Source organism: Pseudomonadota bacterium, assembly GCA_039028935.1.
Lineage (GTDB): Bacteria > Pseudomonadota > Gammaproteobacteria > Steroidobacterales > SZUA-146 > SZUA-146.
The window spans coordinates 100,418-119,542 of record JBCCHD010000007.1; the positions used below are offsets into that span (position 1 = coordinate 100,418).

18 protein-coding genes are annotated in these 19,125 nt (G+C 58.1%); 10 read left to right on the plus strand and 8 right to left on the minus strand.

Going from position 1 to position 19,125, the window contains the following annotated elements:
• Position 1: 1 nt before the first annotated feature.
• From AAF465_05385 to AAF465_05395, 3 genes are all read left to right on the plus strand, one after another.
• Positions 2-475, plus strand: a complete 474-nt coding sequence (locus AAF465_05385; protein MEM7082145.1) for a DUF3291 domain-containing protein — start codon at positions 2-4, stop codon at positions 473-475.
• The gene (locus AAF465_05390; GenBank protein MEM7082146.1) at positions 475-1,026 is read left to right on the plus strand and encodes a gamma carbonic anhydrase family protein; all 552 of its coding nucleotides are present in this window, start codon (positions 475-477) and stop codon (positions 1,024-1,026) included. The genes AAF465_05385 and AAF465_05390 overlap by 1 nt, the downstream gene beginning before the upstream one ends.
• Positions 1,027-1,153: 127 nt before the next feature.
• A complete protein-coding gene (locus AAF465_05395; protein ID MEM7082147.1) occupies positions 1,154-2,698 on the plus strand; it encodes a DUF4139 domain-containing protein in 1,545 nt (514 codons plus the stop codon).
• Between the two features lie 117 nt (positions 2,699-2,815).
• Here AAF465_05395 and AAF465_05400 read toward each other — a convergent pair whose 3' ends face one another.
• From AAF465_05400 to AAF465_05410, 3 genes are all read right to left on the minus strand, one after another.
• Positions 2,816-3,097: a DUF427 domain-containing protein gene (locus AAF465_05400; GenBank protein MEM7082148.1), complete on the minus strand. Its 282-nt coding sequence runs from the start codon at positions 3,095-3,097 to the stop codon at positions 2,816-2,818.
• A 63-nt stretch (positions 3,098-3,160) separates the two neighbouring features.
• A complete protein-coding gene (locus tag AAF465_05405) occupies positions 3,161-5,725 on the minus strand; it encodes an FtsX-like permease family protein (protein MEM7082149.1) in 2,565 nt (854 codons plus the stop codon).
• A gap of 24 nt (positions 5,726-5,749) precedes the next feature.
• Entirely contained in the window at positions 5,750-6,436 is a 687-nt protein-coding gene (locus tag AAF465_05410) for an ABC transporter ATP-binding protein (GenBank protein ID MEM7082150.1), read from the minus strand.
• Between AAF465_05410 and AAF465_05415 the strand changes: the two genes are divergently transcribed.
• The gene (locus AAF465_05415) at positions 6,435-7,079 is read left to right on the plus strand and encodes an arylesterase (GenBank protein MEM7082151.1); all 645 of its coding nucleotides are present in this window, start codon (positions 6,435-6,437) and stop codon (positions 7,077-7,079) included. The genes AAF465_05410 and AAF465_05415 overlap by 2 nt on opposite strands.
• A gap of 161 nt (positions 7,080-7,240) precedes the next feature.
• On the opposite strand, the gene aroE is transcribed toward AAF465_05415, so the two are convergent.
• Both aroE and hemB read right to left on the minus strand, forming a co-directional pair.
• Positions 7,241-8,068, minus strand: a complete 828-nt coding sequence (gene aroE, locus AAF465_05420) for a shikimate dehydrogenase (GenBank protein MEM7082152.1) — start codon at positions 8,066-8,068, stop codon at positions 7,241-7,243.
• Positions 8,069-8,194: 126 nt separating this feature from the next.
• Complete coding sequence (hemB, locus tag AAF465_05425) at positions 8,195-9,190, minus strand: porphobilinogen synthase (protein MEM7082153.1); 996 nt, start codon at positions 9,188-9,190, stop codon at positions 8,195-8,197.
• A 118-nt stretch (positions 9,191-9,308) separates the two neighbouring features.
• Between hemB and AAF465_05430 the strand changes: the two genes are divergently transcribed.
• Together AAF465_05430 and AAF465_05435 are read left to right on the plus strand one after the other, a co-directional pair.
• Positions 9,309-9,830: a sigma-70 family RNA polymerase sigma factor gene (locus AAF465_05430; protein ID MEM7082154.1), complete on the plus strand. Its 522-nt coding sequence runs from the start codon at positions 9,309-9,311 to the stop codon at positions 9,828-9,830.
• 25 nt (positions 9,831-9,855) lie between these two features.
• A complete protein-coding gene (locus AAF465_05435; GenBank protein ID MEM7082155.1) occupies positions 9,856-10,617 on the plus strand; it encodes a DUF3379 family protein in 762 nt (253 codons plus the stop codon).
• 119 nt (positions 10,618-10,736) lie between these two features.
• Here the strand turns inward: AAF465_05435 and AAF465_05440 are convergent, their stop codons facing one another.
• On the minus strand, positions 10,737-11,207 hold the full coding sequence (locus tag AAF465_05440; protein ID MEM7082156.1) for a hypothetical protein: 471 nt from the start codon (positions 11,205-11,207) through the stop codon (positions 10,737-10,739).
• Between the two features lie 261 nt (positions 11,208-11,468).
• Here AAF465_05440 and AAF465_05445 point away from each other — a divergent pair, with 261 nt between their 5' ends.
• A complete protein-coding gene (locus AAF465_05445) occupies positions 11,469-12,065 on the plus strand; it encodes a DNA-3-methyladenine glycosylase I (GenBank protein ID MEM7082157.1) in 597 nt (198 codons plus the stop codon).
• A 77-nt stretch (positions 12,066-12,142) separates the two neighbouring features.
• Here the strand turns inward: AAF465_05445 and AAF465_05450 are convergent, their stop codons facing one another.
• Complete coding sequence (locus AAF465_05450; GenBank protein ID MEM7082158.1) at positions 12,143-12,826, minus strand: hypothetical protein; 684 nt, start codon at positions 12,824-12,826, stop codon at positions 12,143-12,145.
• Positions 12,827-12,915: 89 nt separating this feature from the next.
• Between AAF465_05450 and AAF465_05455 the strand changes: the two genes are divergently transcribed.
• Entirely contained in the window at positions 12,916-13,311 is a 396-nt protein-coding gene (locus AAF465_05455) for an MAPEG family protein (protein ID MEM7082159.1), read from the plus strand.
• Positions 13,312-13,477: 166 nt separating this feature from the next.
• Here the strand turns inward: AAF465_05455 and AAF465_05460 are convergent, their stop codons facing one another.
• On the minus strand, positions 13,478-16,477 hold the full coding sequence (locus AAF465_05460; protein MEM7082160.1) for a S8 family serine peptidase: 3,000 nt from the start codon (positions 16,475-16,477) through the stop codon (positions 13,478-13,480).
• Between the two features lie 479 nt (positions 16,478-16,956).
• Here AAF465_05460 and AAF465_05465 point away from each other — a divergent pair, with 479 nt between their 5' ends.
• The gene (locus AAF465_05465; protein ID MEM7082161.1) at positions 16,957-17,439 is read left to right on the plus strand and encodes a hypothetical protein; all 483 of its coding nucleotides are present in this window, start codon (positions 16,957-16,959) and stop codon (positions 17,437-17,439) included.
• The gene (locus AAF465_05470; protein MEM7082162.1) at positions 17,372-19,120 is read left to right on the plus strand and encodes an acetyl-CoA hydrolase/transferase C-terminal domain-containing protein; all 1,749 of its coding nucleotides are present in this window, start codon (positions 17,372-17,374) and stop codon (positions 19,118-19,120) included. The genes AAF465_05465 and AAF465_05470 overlap by 68 nt, the downstream gene beginning before the upstream one ends.
• The last annotated feature ends 5 nt before the right edge of the window (positions 19,121-19,125 follow it).

Below are 19,125 nucleotides of genomic sequence, written 5' to 3' on the forward strand. Positions count from 1 at the left end.
CGTGTATCACCTTGCTCAGCTCAACATCGCACAACTTGTCGCGCCACTGGATTCGCTTCAGCTCAAGGGGTTTGTCGATCAGCTGGAGGGCATCAATGCTCTGGCCGATAACGCGCCCGGTTTTGTGTGGCGTCTGCAGACTGAAGAAGGCGACGCGACCGGCATTGACGCGTTCGGCGACGACATCATTGTCAATCTCTCCGTGTGGGAAAACGCGGAGGCACTTCGAGCATTTGTCTATGGTGTCGCACATCGAGATGTCATGCGGGGCCGCAGGCAGTGGTTTAAGAAAATGGAGGCGGCCCATTTGGTGATGTGGTGGATAAAAAAGGGCGATCTGCCGACGGTCGAGGACGCTCGGGACAGGCTTGATCATCTGCGCGCCCAAGGTCATAGCGCTCGCGCATTCGATTTTCGGCATCTCTATCCGATCGCCCAGCCGTGCGGTCGACCAACGCCTAAAAGAACTGACTGATGACCGACAATACTCACATTCGACGCTTTCTCGACTACACGCCCATGCTAGGGCAACGTGTTTTTGTCGATTCGTCAGCGGTGGTGATCGGTCAGGTAACACTGCACGACGACGTGTCGATCTGGCCGCTTGTCGTCGCACGAGGCGACGTCAATTTCATCAGTATCGGGGCGCGCAGTAATATCCAAGATGGTAGCGTGCTTCATGTGGCTTCACGTCGCCCGGATTTGCCCGAGGGTTATCCGCTCATCATCGGTGAGGATGTCGTGGTCGGTCACAAGGTAATGCTGCATGGTTGTCGCATTGGCGATCGGTGTCTGATCGGTATGGACGCGATGGTGATGGATGGGGCGGTAGTTGAGTCGGAGGTGCTCGTGGCAGCGGGTTCGCTGGTGGCCCCCGGCAAAGTGCTGGAGAGTGGGTTTTTGTATCAGGGACGACCGGCACGGCGGGTGCGGGCGCTAACCGACAATGAGCACAAGCGGCTGCACTCGGGCGCGGCCCACTACGTGGAGCTCAAAAACGCCTATTTGGCTGATGAAAACTCGTAAACGATTGAAAAGACTGGGCTAGTGGCCTTAAGCTGCGCGACGATTTGCGGTATCTTGAGCGTGGTTTAACCCCTTTTTCAGGTGCTGGTCGTTTCTACACGCATACCGATCAACTCCGGAGTTCTTCATGATACCCACTTATCAGTCAGATTTATTCTCTCGCCGCCGCATCGCGTTCCCGCGTTCGCGAGCGGGTGGCATCCTGAGCCTGCGGCAAAAACTGGCCGACGCACGCTTCAGCACCCTGGCTGTGTTGTTATTGACGGCCGGTTGCATTGCAGAGGCCCCCTCTTTGAAAGCAGAAGAAATACGCACCACGTTGGATGACCAGCAATCCGTTGCGGTCACTATCTATAATGAAAATTTGGCGCTCGTAAAAGACGCACGGCAGGTCACGCTCGACAGTGGTGTGAATCAGCTGGCCTATCGTGGCGTGAGCGCCCGTATGCGTCCCGAAACCGCCCTCATCCGCAGTCTGACCAAAACCGGGAGTGTTCAGGTCATTGAGCAAAACTTCGATTTCGACTTGCTCACCCCGCAAACGCTGCTTGAGAAGTACACGGGCAAAACGGTGCAGATTGCGACCATGAACCCGGCTACCGGCAAGGAGACCATTGAAGATGCAACCGTGCTCAGCACGAACGGGGGTACAGTCGTGCGCATCGGGGATCGAATAGAGGTTAATCCCACTGGCCGATTTATTTTCAGCGATGTGCCCGCCAATTTGCGCGACGAACCCACGCTGTCGATCATGATGAACAACAGTGGCGCGAAGTCTCAAGATCTTGAGCTTAGCTATCTGACCGGCGGCTTGTCGTGGAAGGCCGACTATGTGGCTGAAATTAGCGACGACGATCGCGAGCTCGACCTGATGGGGTGGGTCACACTTAACAACCAAAGTGGCGCGACGTACAACAATGCAACGATGCAGTTAGTCGCCGGCGATGTGAACCAAGTACAGCCGGAGAACATGGCGCGCATGATGAAGTCGCGCTCTATGATGGCCGAATCCGTGGCCGCCGATGCGAGCATGGCTGAAGAAAGTCTGTTCGAATACCACCTGTATACCCTCGGGCGACCTACGACGATAAAAGACAAGCAAACCAAACAGGTCTCTTTGCTGACGGCAGCCGATGTCGGCGTTAAAAAAGAACTGGTGTTGCAAGGGAGTAATTACTACTACAGCTCGAGCTATGGCGACATTGGCCAAAAAATGAAGTTTGGTGTGTTCGTGCAGTTTGACAATGAAAAGAGCGAAGGACTGGGCGTGCCGCTACCCAAAGGCGTGGTGCGTGTCTACAAGAAAGACTCGAAAGGCAATGCGCAGTTTGTGGGCGAAGACCGCATCGATCACACACCCAACAAAGAGCGCGTGCGACTCAAGCTGGGTGACGCCTTCGATGTTACAGCGAACAAAAAACAAACCGATTTCAAGGTGCGAGAGCGTGTGATGAAGCGCAACGTGTTCGACTCCAGTTTTGACATTGAAGTGAAAAACGCCAAGAAAGAAGCGGTGGAAGTGGTGATTCGCGAACCGATTCCGGGTGACTGGGAAATGTTATCGGAAAGCGAAACACATAAGAAAGTAGCCGCTGGCACGGCGGAGTGGCGCATCCGAGTGCCGGCCGAGGGGTCCAAAACCCTCACCTACACGGTGCGGGTGAAATACTGACTTGTAGCGCTTAATCGCGACGTCCGTGTTCGCTGTGGAGCCGTCCTGGCCAGCAGCGGATGCGTCGGCGTCGCGAGCGCGCGTCAGGCGGTGATGATCGGACAGTATCGCGACGCCCTATTCTACGACCTCAACACCCCGCCAAAACGCCACGCGATCTTTGATGTTGCTCGCCGCTTTTTTGGGCTTCGCGTAGTAGAACGCGGCGTCTGCATTTTCTTTTTCCGCCACGACTACGTTGTAATAATTGGCCGTGCCTTTCCAAAAACACGTGCTGGTTGTGGTGCTGTCAGTAAAGTACGCTCGATTGAGCGACGCCTCCGGAAAATAGTGATTCCGCTCCACGACCACTGTGTCGTCCGACTCAGCGAGTACCACACCGTTCCATATTGCTTTCATCTCAATTCCTCTTTCCCGCGGATGCGTATCCGCTCAATGGCTTGACCCCCGCCAACCTCCGCGTCAACGCAATACGGTGACGGGGGGAGTGTCGATCGCACTTTTCGTCGCGGCAATGCCGCTTACGCCAACGATTGCGGCGCCGGCAGTAGCGCCGACCAGCCACAGCCACGGATTGATCGACCAGGGCATGTTAAACAGCTGCGTCGCCGCCAGCGCGCCGACAATGGTGGCCCCAAGTGCTGCGAACAAACCGCTCGCGAGGCCAAGCAGGGTGAACTCGGCGGCTAGACCCATAAAAACCGTGCGCCGTTTGGCGCCGAACGTACGGAGCAGCGCACTTTCGTAGCGGCGCTCGTCCAGCGTGGATTGAACCGCGGCAAATAAGACAACCACGCCAGCGAGCAGCGTGAACAGAAAGACGACCTGCACCGCGAGTACCGCCTTGTCGATAATGCGGCGAACTTGATCGAGAGTGGCTTCAATGTCGATGACCGAAATGCCAGGATAGGCGCGCACCAGCTTTAGCAGGGCTGAGCGCTGATCGTCTTCAACATTAAAACTGGTGATAAAAGTTTGCGGTGCATCGGCCAGCGCGGCGGGCGTGAACACCATAAAAAAATTGGGCTCAAACGACTCCCATCGCACTTCTCGATGGGAGGTGACAGTCGCTTCGATCTCATTACCGGCCACGTTAATGGTGATTACGCTGCCCAACGGGAGCGCCATGGATTGGGCGGCATCGATCTCCACTGACACCTGGTTTTGATCGGGGCTGGATGTGGCCGACCCGTTGCGGTGGTGTGGAGCGTTGGGCGTGGCTGACACGTCGTCGCGTTCGTCCAAGTAGTCGCCATCGATCGTGCCCCACCACTCGCCGGCCACAACGGTGTTCGAGGCAGGCAGTTGATTGCCGTAAGTCAAGTTGGCATCGCGGTTGGCGAGCCGTCGACCGCGGGGGTCGGCGTACACACGCTGCGTTACCTCGACGCCATCGACATGGGTCATGCGCGCGCGCACCAGCGGCACCAACTCCGGTTGCCCCAATCCCTCTGTATCCATCAGCGACATCAGTCCGTCGACTTCGCCGGGTTGAATATTGATGATGAATTGATTCGATGCGGTGGCGTCCAGCGTCGCGCGCCAACCCAGCAGCAAATCGTTACGCACAATCGTCAGAACGAGCAACACCATCAGCCCCAGACCGAAGGCCACTATCTGCACCGCACTGTCGGAGCCGCGACGCGCGATGTTGGCCAGCCCATAGCGCCACGCCACACCCACGCGGTTGCTGCGCTTGGACAGCAGCGCAACCAACAAACGCCCGACGCCAAACAATACCGCGCCGGTTACCGCGGTACCGCCGAGAATAACAACCAGCAGCGGTAAATCGCGCACCGACCAATAGACCAACCCACCCAGTGCCAGAATGGCCAGGCCGTACGTCAGCCAGGCGCTGGTCGGGGGCGGCAACAGGTCTTTGCGCAGAACGCGCGCGGGCGGCGTGTCGCCCAGATGCATCACCGCGGGCAACGCGAACCCCGTAAGCAAAATAAGCACCGTGCCGATGCCCAACACAAACGGTTTGAATGAGGCGGGCGGTAGGTCGTCTTGCAGCAAGTCAGCCAGAATAGTTGTCAGTAAGCGCTCGGCACCGTAACCCAACGCCGCGCCGATAAAACTGGCGATCAACCCGATCACCACCAACTGCGACAGCGCGCTGAGTAACACAAAGCGCTGTGAGGCGCCCACCGTCTTCATCAGCGCGGCGGTATCGAGGCGACGTTGGGCATAGCGGCGCGCCGACATGGCCACGGCAACCGCCGCCAACAGCAGACTGATCAGCGACGCGAGCCCCAGAAACCGACCGGCCCGGTCAATGGCGTTATTGAGCTGATTGCCCGCATCGCCCTGACTTTGAAGACGCACTCCTTCCAGGTCGAGCGCCTGGATATCGCCGATAAAGCGCTCGACTTGAGCGGGTTGACCTGCCATCAGGCCAAAATGTTGAACGCGCGAGCCTTCCTGCACCAGCTGGGTGGAGGGCACGTCGTCGATATTCATAATGAGCGTCGCGGACAGTCCTGAAAACCCAGGGTTTTGATCCGGACGGAAGCTGAGCACCGCACCGATGGTGAACGTGCGAGCGCCAATCTCAACTTGCTCACCCGGTGCGGCGCCGAGGCGCGCGAGCAAGGCGGTATCAAACCACACGACCCCAGGTTCGGGCATCGATTCAACACGCTCCCCCGGTGCGCCGATGCTCGGCGCGATGCGCACCTCTCCTCTGAGCGGATAGTCACTGCTCACCGCCTGAATGGTTGCGAGCACACTTTCGTCGTCGCGAAACACAACGGATGGAAAATTGAGGATTCGAGCGGTGCGCAAATCGAGTCCGCGCGCGGTGGCAAACACAATCGGGGGTAACGGCTGTGCCGAACGCAAACGCACATCCGCCGCTAACACTTCCGACGCTTGGCGCTGCACGGCCTGGTTGATGCGGTCGGTGAGAAAACCGATGGCTGTGACGGTTCCCGCCGCCACAATGAGGGCCGCGAGCAATACCGCGAGTTCACCCGCCCGTGCGTCACGCCAGAGCGAGCGGAGGCCAAACCGAATGGCGCGCATTAGAGGTTGGCTCCCGATAGGGCGCTACGCATCGTTGACCAGTTGTCCGGCGGCAAGCCGCAATGTGCGATCGCATCGGGCCGCCAGTGTTTCATCGTGCGTGACGAGCACCAGCGTGGTTTGCTGCTGATCGTTAAGTGCGAACAACAGATCGACGATCGTATCGCCCGTCGCGCTGTCGAGATTACCGGTGGGCTCATCGGCAAACAGCACGCTGGGTTTGCCCGCAAACGCTCGAGCGATTGCCACGCGCTGTTTTTCGCCGCCGGAGAGTTGATTGGGATAGTGTCCGGTTCGGGCACCCAGTCCCACCGATTCGAGTATCTCCAGCGCGCGGCGCTTGGGGTTATGGGTGTCCCCGAGCTCGAGCGGCAGCATCACGTTTTCCAACGCGGTGAGTGAGGGCACAAGATGAAACGACTGAAACACAAAGCCAACGCGATTGGCTCGAAGTGCTGCACGTCCGTCTTCATCCAGTGCACCGAGCTCGGTGCCGTCGAGACTGATTGAACCGCGGCTGGCGGTGTCGAGCCCCGCCAAAAGTGCCAGCAGTGTGGATTTGCCTGCGCCGGACGGTCCACAAATTGCCACAGTTTGACCCGGGTCAATACGGAAACTCACGTCGTCGAGAATGGTCAGAGATCCCTCGGGACTGGTAACCTGTTTAGTCAGCGATTGCGCGTCAAGTGCCGGAGGTTGGTGATTGCTCATGAAGAAAATCTGGATAGCTGTGTGGTGGATGGTGTTGGTGGCGTTTCCAGCGGCCGCATGTGAACACACGAACGATGAAAAACCGGTGATTCTGGTGGTTGGCGACAGCTTGAGCTCGGCCCTTGGCCTCGATCTGAATCAAGGTTGGGTGGCCTTACTCGAGCAGCGTCTTGCCCAACAGAGTATGGACTATCGAGTGATGAACGCCAGTATTTCTGGCGACACCACATCCGGTGGCTTATCAAGGCTCAAAAACGCCCTGCCCGAGCTTAACCCAACGCTCGTTGTCATCGAACTGGGTGGCAATGACGGGCTGCGCGGCTTGTCGCTCAAATCGATGAAACAGAATCTCACCGACATGATTCGCTTGGCGTCAGAGCAGGGTGCCCATACCGCACTGCTTGGCATGCGCATTCCAAGTAATTATGGACCGCGCTATACCCAAAGGTTCCACGCCATTTACGCTGAGCTCGCCGAGGAGCATGACTTGCCCTACGTGCCGTTTTTCATGGAGGGGGTTGCGCTTGATCAGACGCTCATGCAGAGCGACGGCATTCACCCGAATGCAAGTGCACAACCGGTGCTGCTCGACACCGCCTGGCCGGCCATTGAGCAGGGCCTGAAGGAAGCCTGCGCGCGGTAGCACTTCCACGCCCACGCCATCAATCGCCTTAATTGTTGAGCGCGGGTGTTCAGCGTCTTCGTGACGGCGACGGGTGGTCGAGTGCGTTTTAGCGCAGGCCAGTACGCGCTTTGCGGCCGAGCGTTGGTGATTCACTGCCGCGCCCGATTGGATGTTGGGCGTCAGCGTCGGCGGGGTTGCGACGCCATGAGCGTGTCGCGCACCGACGCGGTATCGGGTCGTACTTCGTGCCATACCCAAAACGCCTCGGCGGCCTGTTCAATCAGCATGCCAAGTCCGTCGTGCGCCGCGTGGGCACCCTGTGCCAGCGCCCATTTTAAGAATGGTTGAGCGGCGTCACCGTACATCATGTCGTAACACACCGCGTCGCGCAGCCACGCCGGATCGATGTCGGGCTGATGCCCGTGCAGCGATGCACTGGTGGCGTTAATGATGACATCCATCGGTTCGGCCGCGGCCGTTACTGAGTCGATTAAACGCACGTCGCCCAGACGGGCGACTCGTTCGATAAGGGTCTCGGCGCGCGACACGGTGCGATTATGGATGAACACCGCCGACGGCATTTCGGCGAGTATCGCACCCAGACTGCCTCGCGCCGCGCCGCCGGCCCCCAATAACAGCACGCGCTTGTTCAGTAGCGAAACACCGTGGAATCGCAAATCGGCAATTAACCCGGCACCGTCCGTGTTGTCGGCCAGCACCACATCGTGATCCAGAAACTGCAGCGTATTTGCGGCGCCCGCATTGAGCGCGCGGTCGGTGCGCAAATCGGCGTACTCAAACGCTCGCGCTTTGTGTGGCACCGTGACGTTGAGGCCGCGGCCACCCGAAGCGAAAAACTCGTTCACCTCGTCGTCAAACTGCTCGACCGTTACACGTTGGCGCTGATAAGACAGATCGATGCCAAACTGACGCGCAAAGGCATTGTGAATCGTGGGTGACAGGCTCTGAGCGATGGGGTCGCCAATAACGGCAAAGCGCAGCGTCATGGCGTCGGCCGTCGTTCGCGGTTCGTAGATCGACTGGAAATCGGGTTTGCAGAGGAGGGTAAAAAGGCGCACGCGCGCACGCGGTGCGTCTCAGCGCAGGCCGTTTGCGTGTTTCTTGGCACGGGCTTAATCGCTGAGTAACGTCGCCATGGCCGGCGCGAAATACGTCAGGATCCCGTGGGCGCCGGCGCGCTTGATGCTGGTCAGTGATTCGACCATGACCGCATCATGATCCAGTGCGCCGGCGGCAGCGGCCATTGTCATCATGGTGTACTCGCCGCTTACCTGATACGCCATCACCGGCACATTAACCGCCTCGCGCGCTCGTCGCACGATATCCAGATACGGCAGCGCGGGTTTGACCATCACCATGTCCGCGCCCTCGTTGACGTCGAGAATCAGCTCGTCGATGGCTTCGTCGCTGTTTGCGGGATCCATTTGATAGCTTTCTTTTGAAGCGCCGCCCAGGCTCTTCGCGCTGCCGACCGCATCGCGAAACGGGCCGTAAAACGCGGAGGCATATTTGGCCGAGTAGGCCAGTATCTGCGTATGGATATGTCCGTCGTGTTCGAGTGCCTGGCGGATGGCGCCAATCCGGCCGTCCATCATGTCGGAGGGTGACACCACGTCGGCGCCCGCGTCGGCATGGGACAGGGCCTGTTTGACAAGCACCTCAACGGTTTCATCGTTGAGCACATACCCCGCGTCGTCGGTGAGCCCGTCCTGGCCGCTGGCGGTATACGGGTCCAGCGCAATGTCCGTCATGACGCCCAGCTCAGGAAAGCGCTCTTTGATCGCACTGACACTCGTTTGCACCAGTCCAGCAGGGTCATAAGCATCTGAGGCGTCTTCACTTTTTGCGTCTTCGCCGACGACCGGGAAGAGCATGATGGCCGGGATATCGAGCGCCACCGCACGCTCAGCCGCCGCCAGTAGCGCATCGGGTCCGTGCCGGGCCACGCCAGGCATCGAGGGGATGTCTTCCTGACCTTCGTAGGGAGTAATAAAAACCGGCCAGATCAGGTCATCCACAGACAGTCGATGCTCGCGGGCGAGACGTCGTGAGAAATTGTGTTTGCGAAGCCGTCGTTTTCGCGTGTTCGGAAACTGCTGGTGAGTCATAGGCGCCTCGAAACCCGTGGCGGCAATGGATGCACGGCGCGGGCCAGGTGTCTGAATGAGAAAGAATTTATACCTATGGATGATACCTGAATTGCACTTTGCGTGTAATATTTGCGCTATGAGTACGGTCCCTATTGATGACGCAGTCCGCCGCGAGCGTTATGACAAGCTTGTGGCCACGTTTAATGCCGATTTGTTTCGCTATGCCTATTGGCTGAGCCGGGACCGACAGCTTGCTGAAGACGTGGTGCAGGATACGTTGCTTCGCGCCTGGAAATCGCTCGACCAGCTTCGCGACGACGCATCCGCCAAGCATTGGCTGTTCACCATCGTGCGGCGCGAGCATGCACGGTTTTACGAGCGCAAGCGACTCGAAACGGTCGATATCGATACGCCGGGATTGCATGACGAAAATTTAGAGACCAGTGGTTGGAACCACGATGTTGAAGCGGTACGCGACGCCATGGCGGAGCTACCGGTGGAGTATCGAGAGCCGTTGGTTTTACAAGTGAGTCTTGGCTATAGCGTAAAAGAGATAGCCTCGCTCATGGAGCTGGGCGACGGCGCGGTACTGACTCGATTGTTCCGTGCACGCAAAAAGCTCAAAACGATTTTGGAAGACAGCTACGCCCGCTCTTGATCAGCCGGCGTGACGAGAAGTAACGATGAAGAAAGACAAACCGTTCATTCAAGACATGGTGGCCGACCCGGGCAACCTTAGCGATGAATTGAGGGACCATCTCGCCCGCGATGATGACAGTCGTGCGTTGCATGAGGCGGTCGTTGAGTTCGACGAGGCCATGCGCGCCGCGCTGGATGTTGATGTGCCCGAGGGACTTGGCAATCTCGATGCGCTGCTCGCGCGAGACAGTGCGCAGGACACGAGCGGCCAAAACGTGGTACCGCTCAGGAAGCCAGCCACCGCCAGCACACCCATCGAACCCCGCAGCAATAAACCACTCTTTGCGTTGGCCGCGTCGCTGTTGTTGGGCGTGGGTGCACTGTTCGGTGTTCAGCTAGGGAAAATCTCTACGGATTTACCTGAGGCGATGGTGGCGCACGTCGATCATGAGCCCCATTTACTGTCTGGGGACTGGTCGACTGTGCCGGCGTTTCACGTGCAATCGGTGTTAAACCGGGGTAACGTGTCGCTAAAAGGCGACATTGGCACTGTCAGGCATGCTGGACTATGTTCATTTCGGGGAAATAATGTTGCGCATGTCGTGGTCCAGTCTTCTAACGGACCTGTAACGCTGATGTTACTGCCCGATGAAAAAACTCGGGGTATTCAGTCGTTCGAAGAGGAAGGCTATAGCGGTGTTCTGATTCCGGTTGGCGACGGTAGCATTGCGATAATTGGCAATGACGAACAGTCAACCGAAGAGGTGCGACAAAACGTAACCGACAAAGTCGCTTGGACAATTTAAGCGCGTAACTCAACTCAAGCCCTGTTTTGGGGGCAATTCTATCTTGGAGATTTACCATCATGGCGAACAAATCAAACTTAAACCCACTGGCTCTTGCTGTTAGCGCTGCTGTTGCAGGTTCAGTTCTTGCCGCTCCTGTCAGCAATGCAAGTCCCTTTGGCATGAACGCCATGGGTGCTGGCTACATGGTTGAAATGGGCGAAGGCAAATGCGGCGAAGGCAAATGTGGCGGCGAAAAGTCTGAAGGCGAAGGCAAGTGCGGCGAAGGCAAATGCGGCGGCGACAAAGCTGAAGGCGAAGGCAAGTGCGGCGAAGGCAAATGCGGCGGCGACAAAGCTGAAGGCGAAGGCAAGTGTGGCGAAGGCAAGTGCGGCGGCGACAAAGCTGAAGGCGAAGGCAAGTGCGGCGAAGGCAAATGCGGCGGCGACAAAGCTGAAGGCGAAGGCAAGTGTGGCGAAGGCAAGTGCGGTGGTGCTTCCTAAGCAAGCTACCTGACGCCCTTCGCGGGCTCGATCAAAGAGGGTCTGCTTCGGCAGGCCCTTTTTTTTGTCGCGGTGATGCCCGGTGGGTGGATCTTGGCTTGCGTCCATGAGTCGTCAATCGCGATACAAGATCGCGATGAATAAGAAGTGGTTGCGCCAAAGACTCATTGCGTCACTCGGTGGCCACTCCTGCGTGCTCGAGCGGGGCAATGGACGCGCATCACCGGATCAGCCGTCTTCGCGCAACGAATCAGGCCTCATTGCAGGGTGCGTCGGAAATTTGTTTTGCACACAATGTGCCCACCTTCACCCTACCGGTGGTTTGGGCAATAATCCCGTGACAAGAATCAGTAAACAGAGGCGGGTTCTGTGGACGGTGCAGTGAAACGATGTGGTTGGGCGAGTGGACAGGATGACGCGTACGTGCGGTACCACGACGAAGAGTGGGGCGTGCCGTGTTACGACGACACCGTACTGTTTGAGTTTTTGATTCTCGAAGGCGCACAGGCGGGTTTGAGTTGGGCGACAATCTTGAAAAAGCGTGAGGGCTACCGACGCGTGTTCGTCGATTTTGAGGCCGCAAAAATTGCGCGTTTCACTCAGAAGCGAATAGAAAAAGCGCTGCTTGATCCGGGCATCGTGCGGAATCGACTCAAAGTGAACGCGGCGGTGACGAACGCCAAAGCCTTTTTATCGGTCCAGAAGGAATTCGGCTCTTTCGCGGAGTTCATTTGGGGCTTTGTCAACCACACGCCCGTTCAGAATCGTTGGACCTCAATGAAGCAGGTGCCGGCGAGTACCGCGGAATCTGATCGAATGAGCAAGGACTTAAAAAAACGGGGCTTTAAGTTTGTGGGCAGCACCATCCTATACGCGTACATGCAGGCGGTGGGCATGGTGAATGACCACACGACCGATTGCTTTCGTCACGGACCCTGTAAAAAATTGGCCAAAGCGGGTCGTTAACATGCCGACCCGATTCGGGCGTTGTGTGCCGAAAGCGATTCGGTCAGGGTCGCCGCGGTGCGGGTTTCGTTCGCGAATTACGGCAGTGGGTTGGTTAGATCAAACACGACTCGGAACATGCGCTGCTCTTCGATTCGCTGCAGCTCATAGGCAAACGACTCACCCGGCATGATCTCAATGGCCCAGACGTTGGTGGCGGCCGCCGGAATCAGAGAGCCCGTATTTTTGTCCGCCGGAAACTCTTGTCGAATCGGATTGCCCTGATTCGCTGTGGTGCCCCCATAACCGCTGGTGGCGTCGGGTTGGCCCGATTTATCCAGATGTCGATGGTGCAGGGAGATCGCGCCATCGACGCGCCGAAACATCCAGGTGCGGGAATCGTCTTCGTCGGCTTTAAAACCGATATCAATGGCGTCGGGCTGACACTGTCGCGCTTTCATAGTCAGGTCGGCTAGGCCGAAATCGCGATCCGATTCCTCCGTGCCAATCGTAAGCTGTCCGCGAAAACGTCCATGACAGAGGGTTTTCAGCGCCTCCCAAAATATGACCTGCGCATTTTCGATCGGTGCGACCGCGATCGAAGGTGTGGTCGATGACTCAATGGTGGATTGTTCAACCGCCGGCGCCATGTCGGACGGCGCTTTGGGTGCGGTTGTGTTGTCAGATTGACAGCTCGCGATACTCAACGCGATGCCCACGACGACGACGGTATATCGAACGCGGCGAAGAGATGGTGACAGAGGGTTCTGGCGGATTTTCATCGTTATCGCCTCTTTTGAATGGCCGAACAATTGACTCCGGATTATACTGTTTGCCCCTGATTTAACCAGCTCATTGCAGGAGACTCACTATGCTCGCATTGGTTACGGCCCTCTATGGTTCACTCGCGGCGCTTTTAATCGTTATCACCGCACTGGGTGTCGTGAAGGTTCGACGTCGCGAAGGCATTGGCCTGGATAATGGTGGGAATAAGTCGCTGACTCATGCCATGCGTATTCACGCTAACCTCGTCGAGTACGCGCCCATCTCGGTACTGCTACTTCTGTTTCTGGAGCTCAATCAGGCGGAGACGGTATGGCTGCACACGTTTGGTATCGTGTTTTTGTTTGCACGCGTCATCCATTTGTGGGGCTTTTCGAGCAATCATGGCTATAGTCACGGTCGTTTTTTAGGCACGCTCATCACGTTACTCAATATTATCGCGATGTCGTTGGCCAACGTGTTTTTACTGTTACGCACGGTTTGATCTAACCCACTATCGCCCCTCGGTCACGGCCGCCATCGCGTCGGCACGACGGACTCTGCGCGTCGATTCTTGGCGCGTTGATCTCGCCGTGTTGATGCCATCGCTCCATACCGCACAACACACTCTGCGGGCGCCGGCGATCCGAGGTAAAGCGCCTGGCGCATCCTTACGGAATGATCAGTGACTGAGTTGGCGCGGGGTTGGTTGGAAAGAGCCAGAGCTGGTTAGAGGTTGTTGCGACCTCATCACCCAGTGTGAGCGTGCGGGTGGATTGCGCGTTTGCGGCGGGGTTGTCGAGGTCGATTGTGCCGGACAGTTCCGAGGCGTTCCCATAGCGATCGAGCACGATCAGCGTCACATCGAACCGGCGCTCATGGGGTTTGAACAACGCATTGGGGCCTTGCTCGGCGTTGAACCACGGAAGAATGATGGTGCGATCATTGTAATCCACGTTTTCGGCGATCCAATGCGAGACGCTGTTATCGGTGCCCACATCGTTCAGATCCTCGAGGTAGTCAAGGCCGGTAATAATGATGCCGGGATCAAAACCCAGGCGCGACCAGTCCACCGCAAACAGTGTGCGCTCTGCCGCCGGGTCGTTGTCGGTGTTGAGGCGAAGGAAAAACCGATAATTGGACGGATTGTCCCAGGGATCGCGAAGCGCGACCGCCACTTCCAACACCGGCTGGGTGAAAAGCTCGGTGTGTCGCCACCCGAACGCCTCAATGGGATTACTGCGATCATCGCCAGCATGACCGGTCAGCACAAAGCTATGGGCAATGCCCTTTTGGGGGCCTGAGTTGGTCAGTGCGAGCGTGCTGCGGCCTGTTGCCGACGAACGCATCGCGCTCGTGGTAGGGAGTTTGTGAGTGCGCAACGCGCGATCGCTCGCCTTAGATGCCGGCGCCGCGCGCCCTCGTGGTCCATGCGCCGCGCGCTGTCGGAATCGGGATGACGCGTGTGCCGTCGGGTGAATATTCGATGCGCCGTCAGCGCCGACAACATAGCCAACGCGCAACGTGTCGCGCTCGTCGCTAAAGACGCACCAGCCGCTGGCTTCGCGTCGATTGAGTAAGGCATCATCATTGTCGAGCGCATTGGCGTCTGCGAAAAGTTCGATGCGCACATCCGCTGTACCCAGAGCGTCCACTTCGATTTCTGCCGGGCACGTCACGTCAATGCCGTTCAGAGAGGTAGCGATGTCTTGGCTGCCGCGAAAACGACGGGGCGTATTGTCGAGGTTGTGTAGGGTAAGCACACGCCGGGCGGACTTACTCACCAGCGGATTGATGTAGCCAAAAGAGGCGCTGGCCGGCTCGATCAGACTCGTCAATCGGCTGGCGTCGGCACCGCGCATCACACCGATACCTTGCCGTGTGAGTGGCTCCGGCGTGTCGGTGCCGGGACCATCTTGCTGCGAGGGTTGTGCGCTATTCATCAACAGCGCTTTGATAAAGCGCGGTTCGAGCGTGGGGTATTGCTGACGCAACAGCGCGGCCATGCCCGCCACATGCGGGGCCGCCATCGAGGTGCCGCGACGCTGAACGCCGGCAAAGCCTGTGCCCGCCTGCGTTGAAACCGTAAAACGCCCAGGCGCGGCGAGGTCCGGTTTGAGGCCCACGCGACCCGCGCCGGGTCCCTGCGACGAGAAACTGGCAATGACGTCGTCCAGGTGTGTGCCGGTGGGCAATGAAAACGATGTGCTCAAGCGTATCGCCGTGTCGGCGGCGGCCAGCGCCTCGATTAACCGGTCTCCATCGAGCGACGTAATCATGAGGCCGGGAATGTGGATGTTCTCTGGATAGATTCCGCCCATGATGAACAAGTTGTTGACGTCATCCGAGCTGTTGCGAAGGATCAGTGCGGCGCCGCCAGCGGCCTGCACCTGAGTGAATTTATCCGGGAATAAACAACCCCCTCGCGCCACGATCACAGCCTTGCCATTGAACGTTTCCGCCAGGGGTTCGCAGGCGTCTGAGAGATCGCCGTCGGCGTTGTAGGCAACCGCGAGAGGCATTGTCTGCACAGACGGACCGATGCGCGCTGGGCTGGCACTTTCCAGCGCTGGCATCAATGGGCGTTCGTCAAGATCGGTGGCCAGCGCAATCTGCCGACGCCCACCGCTGATGGAGGCGGCAACGGTGATGACCTCGGGACTCACCCCGGGCGAACCGGTGACGTACGCCAGGTCGCCGTTATTGCCGGCGCTGGTGACAACAATCACGCCCGCTTGCACCGCGTTACTTGCGGCGATGGCTGACGGGTCGGTGGCAAGGCCAAATCGTGCGCCGAGGCTCATGTTGATCACGTCCACCCGATCGTCGATGGCGCCATCGCCGTTAGGATCGAGCGCCATATCGATGCCGTCGACCACAAGATCGGTGGACCCACCGATATCGCTAAACACTTTGATGGCCAACAGTTTTGCGCCGCGCGCCACGCCCGCGCCCACATAGCCGTCCACTCCCAGGCCCGCGGCGGTGCCGGCTACATGGCTGCCGTGGCCGTGCCCGTCGAGTGGGTCGGGGTCGGGCAGGGGCGCGTCATCAATGCGCGAATTGTAAGTGGGTCCGGCAAAGTCCCAACCGCCGATGACTTTCGAGGTGGGGAAGCTCGCGTCCTCGATGACCGCTCGATCGTTATCGGCATAGGCCTGCGGATCGCCGAGGCCGCCGAAGTTCGCGTGCAAGTAGTCGATACCCGAATCGATGATGGCGATGGTCATGTCATCGCCATCGCCGAGTGTTTTCCACAGTTCGGGTGCCTGTACCCACGGCACGCTGTCGATGTTGGCCAGTGTGTGGTGTTTCAGTGGCGTGACTGATTTAACGCCCTGTGTGTTGCGCAAAGTCGGCAGGTCGGCGCGCCTTACCGTGGCACGAAAGCCGCTCAGCGCGACACGCAGACGGCTGTGCTCTTTGACAACGAGTGGCGCAAGCTGCTGTGACAACAGCTGGTGTTGTTGACTCAGCAACCGCGCGTGGCGACTTTGCTGCTGGCGCGAGGGCGCCGCACCGCGCGCGTTGCGTTCGTTAATCACATACTCTGCCACCGATGGGGAGTGCGTCGCGATAAACACATTCACCACCCCGCTGTCGCCTATCGCTGGAGGCGCAAAAAGAAAGGGGATCAGAGTGCAATAAAGTGTTGTGCGTAAGTGCTTCATGCTGCCTGCTTCCATCATGAACAGGGTCAAATTACCGTAACGTGGATATCGTGTCTGCCTCGGGCGGTTCACTGGGCGTTTTCATCACTCACCCAATTGCTCGTTTTTTAAACTTGACGATACGCCCTCGAGGCTAGCCCCCCAATGCGACCATTGCAATGTGTCGAATCCACATTGTGTTCGGGTCCAGTAAAAAAGGGGTTTCACGCACGAAACGGCTGGGATCTTCGGCAAACCGCTCTCCTCGGGTAATGTGATGCGGTGTGGTGATTTGCCCTATCCGCGGATGAAGTGCGCGTGAAACACCATCCTCCAACCGTTCATCGCGCTATTTCTAAACCGCTGCGCGCGTGCAGTGGGCGGAATAGCAGAGCCGGTTGTCGAGGTGGTTCGCAACCCTAAACTTGTGTAAACGTTCGTTAAAACCTGCCACACTTTAGGTCGACCGGGCACGCGCCTTAACCATTGGACTCGGCACCTTGGCTGTACATATTGAGCACGACCTCGACCGCTGCGTCGATCAGATTATTCAAACGGTGGGCAAGCAGATCGTTGTGGGCACGCCGCTTGGACTGGGCAAAGCCAATCTGCTGCTCAATGCCTTATACGCGCGCGCCGTTGCCGATCCGTCGCTCTCGCTGACCATTTTCACCGCTTTGACACTCGATGTGCCGACGCCTCGGCCCGGCATTGAACAACGTTTCATGGCGCCGTTGCTGTCGCGCTGGTTTGATGGCTACCCGCATCTTGACTACGCGCGTGCTCGCAACACCGGTTCGTTGCCCACCAATGTGACCGTGCATGAATTTTTCATGTCGCCCGGAAAATTTTTGCGCAACGTGGTGGCCCAGCAAAAACTACATCAGCACCAACTACACGCATGTCGCTCGCGATATGCTCAGTCGGGGCGTCAATGTGGTGGTGCAGATGGTGAGTGCGACGCAGATTCAGGAACCCCCTGAGCGCGTGAGTTTGTCGTGTAATCCCGATGTCACGCTTGAACTCATTCCCACGATGCGCGCGTCGGGCCGGCCGATGATCGCCATTGGTGAAGTCAATACCCAGCTGCCGTATCTCCATGGTGATGCGGATGTCGAGGCGGTGTTTTTCGACACGTTGTATGTGCCGCCATCGCCCTACACATTGTTTGCTGCGCCCAAAGCGTCAGTGAGTGTGACCGATCATCTAATTGGTTTGCATGCCAGCTCGTTGGTGCGCGACGACGGCACGCTTCAAGTCGGTATTGGCTCGCTCGGTGATGCCGTCGCCAATGCACTGGGTATACGCCACACCGATAACCCGACCTATCGTGCATTGCTCGATCGCATCGATAGTCCTCAATCGCGTGACGTGCGTGAGCGGGTGGGTGCCGATACCGTGTTTGAGCGGGGCTTGTACGGCGCCACTGAGATGTTTGTGGATGGGTTTTTACATCTGTTCAAACTCGGCATTCTCTCGCGACGTGTCTATGACGATGAGTCGGTACAATTCCTACTCAACGAGGGCGTGATCAGCGAGCAGATTACGGCCGATACACTCGACGCACTCGAACAGCATGGTGCCTTCGAATACCCATTGACCGCACGCGGCGCGCGATACTTGCAGCGCGTGGGTGTTATCACGCGCAACGCGTCGATCGACGAAACGTTGTTGGCGGATGGCGAGGCCATGCTGTCTCTGCCATCGTCGCGTGACGAGGCGCGGCCATTTATCGTGGCAACGATGCTGGGCCATGTATTGAACAACCCAAGCGTGTTGCACGGTGGTTTTTATCTTGGTGATCACGCCTTTTATGAGGCGTTGCGTGCACTGAGCGACGACGAACGACCGCTGCTGAAGATGACCAGCGTCGATCGAATCAATCAACTCTACCGAGGGGAGGCGCTCGATCGTTTGCAGCGACGTAACGCTCGGTTCATCAACACCTGCCTGATGGTCACGCTTAATGGTGCGGTCGTGTCAGACGGCCTTGATGACAATCGTGTGGTGAGTGGCGTCGGTGGGCAGTACAACTTTGTCGCCATGGCGCACGCGCTCGATGCGTCGCGATCGATCATCAAACTGCGCGCCACCTATGATTCCTCCGATGGGCTGCGTTCGAACATTGTGTTCAACTATGCCCACTGCACCATCCCGCGCCATCTTCGAGATATTGTGGTGACCGAATACGGCATCGCCGATTTGCGTGGACGCAGCGATGCAGAGTGCGCGGCGATGCTCATCAACATCGCCGACAGTCGATTTCAAAGTGAACTGCTTGCCCAAGCCAAAGAATCCGGGAAACTCCCTGCAGACTACGACGTGCCCGCCGACTATCGTCGAAATACGCCACAGCGCATGGCCACACTGGTGGGGGACTACACCGAGAGCGTGCTACCACTGTTTCCACTCGGCACCGATCTTACCGCCGACGAAATTAAACTGGGTGGCGCGCTAAAACGCGTTGCTGCCCAAACCCGCTCACCGCTGGCGACAATCAAGGCGCTGATGCGGTCAGCGCCACCGGACGACGCCTACCGAGCGTTGCTTACGCGAGTGGGGTTGGACGCGCCTCGTACGCTAAAAGACCGCATTGCGCGTCGATTACTGTTGTGCGCGCTTCATGACGCAGCGTCTAGCGCGTCGTCGCCGGCGCGTTCATAGGAGTG

What these genes read in the sequence shown, in the direction of transcription:
- AAF465_05455 (MEM7082159.1), top strand. Translation starts at nt 12,916, where the DNA reads ATGCTCGCATTGGTTACGGCCCTCTATGGTTCACTCGCGGCGCTTTTA.
- AAF465_05395 (MEM7082147.1), top strand. Translation starts at nt 1,154, where the DNA reads ATGATACCCACTTATCAGTCAGATTTATTCTCTCGCCGCCGCATCGCG.
- AAF465_05440 (MEM7082156.1), bottom strand. Translation starts at nt 11,207, where the DNA reads ATGGACGCAAGCCAAGATCCACCCACCGGGCATCACCGCGACAAAAAA.
- hemB (MEM7082153.1), bottom strand. Translation starts at nt 9,190, where the DNA reads ATGACTCACCAGCAGTTTCCGAACACGCGAAAACGACGGCTTCGCAAA.
- AAF465_05405 (MEM7082149.1), bottom strand. Translation starts at nt 5,725, where the DNA reads ATGCGCGCCATTCGGTTTGGCCTCCGCTCGCTCTGGCGTGACGCACGG.
- AAF465_05390 (MEM7082146.1), top strand. Translation starts at nt 475, where the DNA reads ATGACCGACAATACTCACATTCGACGCTTTCTCGACTACACGCCCATG.
- AAF465_05470 (MEM7082162.1), top strand. Translation starts at nt 17,372, where the DNA reads ATGCTCAGTCGGGGCGTCAATGTGGTGGTGCAGATGGTGAGTGCGACG.
- AAF465_05450 (MEM7082158.1), bottom strand. Translation starts at nt 12,826, where the DNA reads ATGAAAATCCGCCAGAACCCTCTGTCACCATCTCTTCGCCGCGTTCGA.
- AAF465_05430 (MEM7082154.1), top strand. Translation starts at nt 9,309, where the DNA reads ATGAGTACGGTCCCTATTGATGACGCAGTCCGCCGCGAGCGTTATGAC.
- AAF465_05435 (MEM7082155.1), top strand. Translation starts at nt 9,856, where the DNA reads ATGAAGAAAGACAAACCGTTCATTCAAGACATGGTGGCCGACCCGGGC.
- AAF465_05410 (MEM7082150.1), bottom strand. Translation starts at nt 6,436, where the DNA reads ATGAGCAATCACCAACCTCCGGCACTTGACGCGCAATCGCTGACTAAA.
- AAF465_05460 (MEM7082160.1), bottom strand. Translation starts at nt 16,477, where the DNA reads ATGAAGCACTTACGCACAACACTTTATTGCACTCTGATCCCCTTTCTT.
- AAF465_05415 (MEM7082151.1), top strand. Translation starts at nt 6,435, where the DNA reads ATGAAGAAAATCTGGATAGCTGTGTGGTGGATGGTGTTGGTGGCGTTT.
- AAF465_05400 (MEM7082148.1), bottom strand. Translation starts at nt 3,097, where the DNA reads ATGAAAGCAATATGGAACGGTGTGGTACTCGCTGAGTCGGACGACACA.
- aroE (MEM7082152.1), bottom strand. Translation starts at nt 8,068, where the DNA reads ATGACGCTGCGCTTTGCCGTTATTGGCGACCCCATCGCTCAGAGCCTG.